6 protein-coding genes, 1 tRNA gene, 1 other RNA gene and 1 pseudogene are annotated in these 8,480 nt (G+C 73.7%); 7 read left to right on the forward strand and 2 right to left on the reverse strand.

All coding sequences use genetic code 11. The features are described from left to right. Nucleotides 1–129 precede the first annotated feature (129 nt). Both IEY75_RS20490 and IEY75_RS20495 read left to right on the forward strand, forming a co-directional pair. Nucleotides 130–587 (forward strand): annotated as a pseudogene (locus IEY75_RS20490) (IS3 family transposase); the annotation flags it as partial. A 76-nt stretch (nt 588–663) separates the two neighbouring features. Then, nucleotides 664–990 (forward strand): tyrosine-type recombinase/integrase, encoded by a 327-nt coding sequence (locus tag IEY75_RS20495; protein ID WP_189116039.1) that lies wholly within the window; start codon nt 664–666, stop codon nt 988–990. Between the two features lie 89 nt (nt 991–1,079). Here IEY75_RS20495 and IEY75_RS20500 read toward each other — a convergent pair. Next, nucleotides 1,080–1,167: transfer RNA gene (locus tag IEY75_RS20500), tRNA-Ser, on the reverse strand. Between the two features lie 97 nt (nt 1,168–1,264). On the opposite strand from IEY75_RS20500, the gene ffs reads away from it, so the two are divergent. From ffs to recR, 3 genes are all read left to right on the forward strand, one after another. Next, nucleotides 1,265–1,359, forward strand: an RNA gene (ffs, locus tag IEY75_RS20505) — signal recognition particle sRNA small type. A 33-nt stretch (nt 1,360–1,392) separates the two neighbouring features. Next, the gene (locus IEY75_RS20510) at nt 1,393–4,482 is read left to right on the forward strand and encodes a DNA polymerase III subunit gamma and tau (protein ID WP_189116034.1); all 3,090 of its coding nucleotides are present in this window, start codon (nt 1,393–1,395) and stop codon (nt 4,480–4,482) included. 261 nt (nt 4,483–4,743) lie between these two features. After that, complete coding sequence (gene recR, locus IEY75_RS20515; RefSeq protein WP_189116035.1) at nt 4,744–5,337, forward strand: recombination mediator RecR; 594 nt, start codon at nt 4,744–4,746, stop codon at nt 5,335–5,337. Nucleotides 5,338–5,484: 147 nt separating this feature from the next. On the opposite strand, the gene IEY75_RS20520 is transcribed toward recR, so the two are convergent. After that, nucleotides 5,485–5,772, reverse strand: a complete 288-nt coding sequence (locus IEY75_RS20520) for a hypothetical protein (protein ID WP_189116036.1) — start codon at nt 5,770–5,772, stop codon at nt 5,485–5,487. Between the two features lie 214 nt (nt 5,773–5,986). Here IEY75_RS20520 and IEY75_RS20525 point away from each other — a divergent pair, with 214 nt between their 5' ends. Beyond that, nucleotides 5,987–6,901, forward strand: coding sequence for a hypothetical protein (locus tag IEY75_RS20525; protein WP_189116037.1), 915 nt, complete (start codon nt 5,987–5,989; stop codon nt 6,899–6,901). A gap of 376 nt (nt 6,902–7,277) precedes the next feature. Further along, a complete protein-coding gene (locus IEY75_RS20530) occupies nt 7,278–8,273 on the forward strand; it encodes an ABC transporter permease (protein WP_189116038.1) in 996 nt (331 codons plus the stop codon). Nucleotides 8,274–8,480 lie beyond the last annotated feature (207 nt).

An 8,480-nucleotide genomic window follows, 5' to 3' on the forward strand; every position in this document is an offset into this window, starting at 1 on the left:
CGCCGTCGCCGACGAACTCAACAACCGGCCCCGCAAATCGCTCGACTGGGACACCCCCGCCGAGCGCATGGCTGCTTTACTAGAGCCCGCATAGTCCAATCCGTTGCGACGACTGCTGGAATCCAAGCCCGCGAAGGCAAGGTCTACTGCGCCGTCGTCCTCGACGCCTACTCCCGCAAGGTCGTCGGCTGGTCCATCGACTCCGCCCAGACCGCCACCCTGGTCACCAACGCCCTGAACATGGCCATCACCAACCGCCAACCCGCCGCAACGATCATCCACTCCGACCACGGAGTGCAATTCACCTCATGGGGCCTTCACCCGCCGCGTCCAAGAAGCGGGCCTGGCGCCGTCGATGGGATCGATCGGCGACTGCTTCGACAACAGCATGATCGAATCGTTCTGGGGCCGCATGCAGACCGAAACTCCTCGACCGGCAGCGATGGCGCACCCGCATCGAACTCGCCAACGCGATCTTCGACTACCTCGAAATCTTCCACAACCGACAACGCCGCCACAGCGCACTGGGCATGCTCACCCCAGTCGAGTATGAAAGGCTCCACCCCGTCACCCTGACCGCCGCGTGAGACCAACCACGCCGACTCCGGGGAACCCAGGACACATCAAACCCTCCGACAAACCGGGGGAACCTCAGTCCGAGCCATCTCCCCGAATACCGATTATCACGAGTGGAAAGACCTAGTAAAGGCTGCGGGCGTGCGTAATGCCCGACTTCACGACGCGCGCCACACCGCCGCAACGGTGTTGATGGTGATCGGTACTCAGCAGCGGGTGACGATGGACGTGATGGGCTGGTCCAGCGCCGACATGGTGAAGCGGTACCAGCACGTCACCGATCCGGTGAGGCTGGCGGTCGCCAGGCAGTTTGGTGACGCTCTGTGGTCGTCGTCAGTCCGAAGACACGCCGACTGCGGAGGTCAAGGCTGGGGGAGGAAGGCTCGGAAGCGGGGCCGCTCCCGGCGGAAATGAGACCAGAACTGAGACCGCCCGGCCGGCCGTTGAGACGCGCCAGGCCCGGCCCCGAGTGGGGTCGGGCCTGGCGTTTCGCCTGGTCAAGCTGGCGGAGGATACGAGATTCGAACTCGTGAGGGTGTGAACCCAACACGCTTTCCAAGCGTGCGCCCTAGGCCTCTAGGCGAATCCTCCGCCGCAGAGCTTACCCAAGTCCCACCCGTCCCGGCAGCCGCACCCCCGGCTGGGTCCGGGGGTGCCGCAGCGGCCGGACGCGGGGAGGTACAGTGGTGGCGCCCCTCGTGCGGCGTCCATCTTGTGAACCTCCCCAGGGCCGGAAGGCAGCAAGGATAAGCGAGCTCTGGCGGGTGCACGGGGGGCCTTTTCGTTGCCCGGCCAGGTCGTGCAGGAGGCTCCCCGGTGACGCTCGCGCTCTACCGCAAGTACCGGCCGCGCACGTTCGCCGAGGTCATCGGCCAGGAGCAGGTCACCGAGCCGCTCTCGCAGGCGCTGCGCAGCGGGCGCCTGAACCACGCCTACCTGTTCTCCGGCCCCCGCGGCTGCGGCAAGACCTCCAGCGCGCGCATCCTGGCCCGGTCGCTGAACTGCGCCCAGGGCCCGACGCCGGACCCGTGCGGCGAGTGCGACTCGTGCCGCTCGCTGTCCGGGGACGGTCCCGGCTCGATCGACGTCATCGAGATCGACGCGGCCAGCCACGGCGGCGTGGACGACGCGCGCGAGCTGCGGGAGCGCGCCGTCTTCGCGCCCGTCAACAGCCGGTACAAGATCTATGTCATCGACGAGGCGCACATGGTTTCGTCGGCCGGGTTCAACGCGCTGCTGAAGCTGGTCGAGGAGCCGCCCGAGTACGTCAAGTTCATCTTCGCCACGACCGAGCCGGACAAGGTCCTCGGCACGATCAGGTCCCGCACCCACCACTACCCCTTCCGGCTGATCCCGCCGGGGCTGCTGCGGCCGTACCTGGAGCAGTTGGCCGCGGCCGAGGGCGTGAAGGTGGACCCCGCGGTGTTCCCGCTGGTGGTCCGGGCCGGCGGGGGCAGCGCCCGGGACTCCCTGTCGGTGCTCGACCAGTTGATCGGCGGCGCCGGCCCGGACGGCGTGACCTACGGCCGGGCGGTCGCCCTGCTGGGCGTGACCGACGCCGCGCTGCTCGACCAGATGTGCGACGCGCTGGCGGCCGGCGACGGCGCCGCGGTGTACGCGGCGGTGCACCACCTGGTGGAGGCCGGCCACGACCCGCGCCGCTTCGCCGCGGACCTGCTGGAGCGGCTGCGCGACCTGATGATCCTGCGTCAGGTCCCGGATGCCGTGGGGCAGGGCCTCATCGACGGCCCGGCGGACCAGTTGGCCCGGATGGGGGAGCAGGCGCAGCGGTTCGGGACGGCGACGTTGTCGCGCTGCGCCGACATCCTGCACGAGGGCCTGGTGGAGATGCGGGGTACCACCGGCCCGCGGCTGCTGCTGGAGCTGATCTGCGCCCGGATGCTCCTGCCCGGCGTGGACGACGCGGCAGCCGCCCTGATGCAGCGCCTGGAGCGGCTCGAACGCCAGGGGCCGGCTGCGCGGCCGGCCGACGCCGCCGACGCCGCGCCGGCCACCGGCCCGCAGGCCGAGCCGACCGGTGGGCGCAGCGCCGCGGCCGAGGCGGCGATGGCCGCGGCCCGCGCTGCCGCCGGCCGCGCGGGCACCATCGACTCCGTCCGCCCCGCCGACCCCGTCCGTCCCGCCGACCCCGTCCGTCCCGCCGAACTGGTCCAGCCCGCCGAACTGGTCCGACCTGCCGACCCTGGACCGGCTGCCGCCTCGCCGGTCGCCGCGGGCGAGGCGCCGGACCATGTCGATGCGGACGAGGCGCGGGCGCCCGCCGGGGCTGCCGCCGAGCGGGGGGCTGGCGTCCCCGCTGCCACGACCGCCGAAGCGTCGGCGGGCGGTGAAGCGACGGCAGGTGACGAGCTGGCACCCGATGGCCGGGCCGCCGACGGACAGGCTGCCAATGGCCGGGCTGTCGAGGGACTGACACCCGATGGCCAGGCCGCTGAGGGACAGGCGACCGACGGGCCGGCGGCGAGGGGTGACGAGTCGCGGGCCGCTGAAGCGCGGGGGGCTGAGGCACAGGGCGGTGGGGCACGGGGCGCTGAAGCGCGGGGCGGTGAAACGGTCGGCGGCGCGCGGGCCGGCGGGTCGGCGGCCACTGCCGGCGACGCGGTCGAGCGGGTGCGGGCCGCGTGGCCGGAGATCCTGGACGCCGTCAACCGCAGCAACAAGCGGACCGCGGCGCTGACCCGCGACGCGCTGGTCCGCAGCGCCGCCGACGGCGTGCTGGTCCTGACGGTGAAGTCGCAGATCCTCGCGCAGATGCTGGTCGGGCAGTCGGCCGTCGTCGTCGAGGCGGCGTACGAGGTACTGGGCAATCGGTGGGAGATCCGCTGCGAGGTGGCCGGGGACGCACGCGCGGTACCGGCCCAGTCCTCCCGCCTGTCCGGCGCGGGGGATCCGGTACGCCCCGACGCTCCTTCCCCGCCCTCCGGCCAGCAGACGGCCCCCCCGGCGCCGTCTCCGCCCGCCGCCGAAGCCGCGGCTCCCCGCACCGCCGCACCTGTGGCACCCCCTGCGCCCGGACCGGCCGGACCCTCAGTGACTGCCGCAGCCGAACCCCCAGCCCCCCCCAGGGCCGAACCCGCATCAACCCCCGGGGCCGAACCCGCCGCGACCCCTGGAGTTGGACCCACATCGACCTCCGGGGTTGGACCCGCATCGATCCCCGGGGGTGGACCTACAGCGACACCTGGGGCCAGGTCCGTGGCGCCACCCTCCGCGACGGCAGGCGGCAGGACGACGCCCGCGCAGCCGGCCACTGCGCCGCAGTCCGCTCTCGCCGCGCGCCGCGACGACGCCCCGGCGGGCGACACCTCGTGGCCCGAGCCGGCCCGCCCTGGTGGCGCCTCGTCGCCGGCCGCCGAACCAGGCGGCGCGCCGTCCGCGACAGCCGGACCCGGCGCAGGCCCGTCGTCGCCCGGCGGGCCGGCTGTCGCGACCCGGCCCCCCGCGGCCGCCGGGCTCCCGGTCACGCCCTCGACCCGGATGCCGGAGGGCGCGGCGCCCACCACGCGGGTGCCGGACGCCGCGGCGGCGCCGGACGCCGCCGCGACCCGGGGCGCACCCCGGCCGGAGCGGGGGCTCGACGCCGCGCGCGCGGCCGCCCGGGCCGCCGCCGGTCGCGGCCCGCGGGTCGAGGCGCCCCGCCCGGCGGCCGCACCGGCGTGGTCGGACGGCTCGCCGCTGGACGAGCCGCCCTACGACCCGGAGTACGACGGCGGCCGCCCGGCCCCTGCCGCCCGCGCCGGTGGCTGGGACGGATTCGACCCCGGCGACGGCCCGACCGACGAGGTGGTGGACCCCGGGGCGGCCCGCCGGAGCACCGAGGAGCAGGCGTACCACCTCCTGCGCGACCGCCTCGGCGCCGAGGACATCACCCCGCGCACCCCCTGAGCCCGGGCCGCGCCGCGGTCGCCCGGCGTGGGGCGGGGGCGGTGTCGGTGGGCGTCAGTAGGGTGGCGGGCACGGGTGCGGCCGAGGCACCCGACATGGCCGAGCAGGCAGCTCGGGCGCGGACAGGGCGAGGAGTGGGCGTGGGACAGCCGGACCGGCGACAGTGGACGCGGCAGGCGGGGATGACGCGGCAGCAGGCCGCCCCGGCGCGGGCCGCGCTGGTCGGCGCCGCGGGCCGCCTCGTCCTGCCCGGTATGTGACATGTACGAGGGTGCCATTCAGGACCTCATCGACGAACTCGGGCGGCTGCCCGGCGTCGGTCCCAAGAGCGCGCAGCGGATCGCGTTCCACGTCCTCCAGTCCGACCCCGCCGACGTGCACCGGCTGGCCGGAGCGCTCCAGCGGGTCAAGGAGCTGGTCCGCTTCTGTACGACCTGCTACAACGTCGCGGAGGCCGAGCAGTGCCGGATCTGCCGCGACTCCCGCCGCTCCGGCGACGTGCTGTGCGTGGTGGAGGAGCCCAAGGACGTCGTCGCCATCGAGCGCACCGGCGAGTTCAGGGGGCGGTACCACGTCCTCGGCGGCGCGATCAACCCGCTGGAGGGCATCGGCCCCGACCACCTGCGGGTCCGGGAGCTGATGACGCGCCTGGGGGGTGGCGCGGTCCGGGAGCTGATCCTCGCCACCGACCCGAACACCGAGGGCGAGGCGACGGCCACGTACCTGGCCCTGCTCGTGAAGCCGATGGGGATCGCCGTGTCCCGGCTGGCCAGCGGCCTGCCGGTGGGCGGCGACCTGGAGTACGCGGACGAGATCACGCTCGGCCGGGCGTTCTCCGGCCGCCGCGCCGTCTGATCCCTGCGCGCCGCCCGCCGCGCCGTCCGGCCGCGCCGCGCGCGGGCGCCGCGGCGGCCGGGAGCCGGGCGACGTGGCCCACCCCGCCGATCTCGGGGCGTATCAGGTCGGGGTGGGCCACACCTCCCGCCGGCCGCCTGCGCGGATTCACCTGGCGCGGCGCCGACGCGCCAGGCGGACCACGGTGCGCAGGAGCGCGGCCACGCCCTCCAGGAGCGGAGAGCGTCGGCGGGTCACGTCGGCCGCCCGCGAACGGGGGCGGCCGGCCGTCGCCGGGTGCTGCCCGGCCGGCGGCGGGTCGCCGGCCGAGGTGGACACCTGGCTGGTGGGTCGGGCGCCGTAGCGGCGGTTGACCAGCGTGCGGTACGCGCCGGCGCCGGTCGCGTCCAGGCCGTGCCCCGACGGGGGTCGGCGCGGGCTCCAGTTCCAGGCCATCGGGTCACCTCCTGGGCGGGTGGGCGTCGTCGGTACGAGCGATACCTTGGCCGCTGGCGGGGCCGGTGGCAACGGGTTCGGTGGTCGGCGAACACGCACCGTGAAGACCGGGGCGGTGGGTGAACGGCGTCCGCGAGGTTTCCCGCATCAGGCATTGCATAGCGTGGGTCGCCGCGGTTAGATAACTGCGAATATTCACGTTCATGGAGAACACATGGAACCCGAGCTTGCCGCCACGCTGCGTACAGGGCCGTTCCACCACGCGTTGCGGGCCGCCATCCGCGCCCGCGGACTGTCGCTGCAGCGCCTCCAGCACCGGCTGAACGAGGCCGGGCTGCACATCGGGCTGGGCACCCTGAGCTACTGGCAGTCGGGCAAGCGCCGGCCCGAGCGCGCCGACTCGCTGCGCGCCGTGGCGGCCCTGGAGGGCGTCCTCGAACTGCCCGAGCGCTCGCTGCTGGTCCTGCTCGGCCCGCCCCGCCCCCGCGGCCGCGCCGCCGGTCTGCCGCGCGGGGCCAAGAGCTACTCCGAGCTGCTGCGCGGCGCCCAGCCGCTCATCGACGTCATCGACAACCTCGGGCCTTACGACGGCCGGCTGCACACGATCTGCTCCCTGGGCTCGGTCCACGTCGGCCCCGACCGCAGCGCGCAGTACGCCGAGTACACGCAGATCGTGCAGGCGCACCAGCCGACCGACCGGTCGGTGGCGGTGTACCAGGGCGAGGACGGCGCCGCGGCGGCGGACATCACGGTGACGGCGCTGGAGAACTGCCGGATCGGCCGGGTGCGGACCGACCCGGACGGCCCGCGGCTGGTCGCCGAGGTGCTGTTCGACCGGCGGCTCATGGTGGGCGAGACGCAGTTGCAGCGGTTCCGCATCGCCGACAGCAGCGGCATCCCGACGAACCAGCAGTACCAGTGGATCCGGTTCCCCGCCAAGCAGGTGGCCATCCAGGTCATCTTCCACCCGGACGCCCTGCCGGCCGTCTGCTGGCGGTTCCAGCGGCGGCACGAGGGCGGCCCGGACCTGACCCGCGAGGAGATCACCCTCGGCCCGCACCGCAGCATCCACGTGGTGGCGACCGACATGCAGCCCGGCCTGGTCGGCGTCGGCTGGGACTGGAGCTGAACCGGGCGCAGTTAGCACACCCGGACCCGAATCGGCGCTGTTCAGTCGATCACAGTCTCATTACGGCGAAGCCTGGGTTCGGTCACGAGAACGGGCGACCCTTGACCCGGACGGGTGACGAACGGAACTGTTTCTCACTGGTGGCACACGCCACCTCCGGGCGTCCCGCCCGCGCCGGGGCGGCTCCGCACGGACGCGCCACCCGGACCTGCCGCCGCACGAGAGCTGCCCGGCGCGGTGGCGGGGACGCACGCACGGACACGCACGGACAACTGACCGGTTGCCGAGCGGCGCGGGCAGGCCGGCCGCGGGGACGCTCCCCGCGGGACCGCGTACCCGATCCGCCGCGGCGGCCACGAGGAGGATCGGGGCGCACATGGGCAACGGGTCAGAGCCGTCGCAGACCGGCGGCGCCGTCGCGCTCGCCGGGCCGGAGCCGGCGGCGGCCCCCAGGATCGAGGGCCGGTCGCTCGGCCAGATCGCCTGGATGCGGCTGAAGCGGGACAAGTTCGCCATGGGCGGCGCGGTCGTGATCGTCCTGCTCGTCCTCGTGGCGCTGCTGGCCACCCCGATCACCGCGCTCGTCGGCGGCGACCCGAACGCCTCCCACCGCGACCTGATCGACGGCTCCTCCCAGCTACCCACCGGCGCCTTCGGTGGGATGAGCTGGGAGCACCCGTTCGGCCTGGAGCCGCAGAGCGGCCGGGACCTGTTCAGCCGGGTGGTCCACGGTGCGCAGGTCTCGCTGCTGGTGGCCTTCGCCTCGACGCTGCTGTCGGTGCTCATCGGGGCGACGCTCGGCGTCGTCGCCGGGTACTTCGGCGGCTGGGTCGACGCGGTGATCAGCCGCCTGATGGACGCCTTCCTGGCGTTCCCGCTCCTGGTCTTCGCGATCTCGCTCGTCGGCGTCGTACCGGACCAGGCGCTCGGGCTCTCCGGGCTGTCCCTGCGGATCGCCATGCTGATCTTCGTGATCGGGTTCTTCAGCTGGCCGTACATCGGCCGGATCGTGCGCGGGCAGACGCTGTCGCTGCGCGAGCGCGAGTTCGTCGACGCCGCCCGCAGCATGGGCGCCCGGTCGCCGTACATCATCTTCAAGGAGATGCTGCCGAACCTGGTGGCCCCGATCCTCATCTACGCCACGCTGCTGATCCCGACGAACATCCTGTTCGAGGCGGCGCTGTCGTTCCTCGGCGTCGGCGTGCCGCCGCCGACCGCGAGCTGGGGCGGCACGCTGTCGGACGCGGTCCAGTACTACAACACGCCGCACTTCATGCTCTGGCCCGGTCTGGCGATCTTCGTGACCGTGCTGGCGTTCAACATGTTCGGCGACGGCCTGCGCGACGCCCTCGACCCGAAGGGCAACCGCTGACCCACCCGACCCCACGGACTCCACCCCACTCCGCCGCGTCGTGCGCGACACGACCGGCACCATCAGGGAGGTTGCGAAGTTGGGTCTGCTGCACCAACTGGTGACACCTGAGCTGGCTTGCCGTTGAGGCGGGCTGGAAGGATGCCACCGTGCCCAAGCCCTACCCCCGAGAGTTCCGTGACGACGTCGTGCGGGTCGCCCGCGGCC

The organism is Pilimelia terevasa (assembly GCF_014647915.1).
GTDB classification, from domain to species: Bacteria; Actinomycetota; Actinomycetes; order Mycobacteriales; family Micromonosporaceae; genus Pilimelia; species Pilimelia terevasa.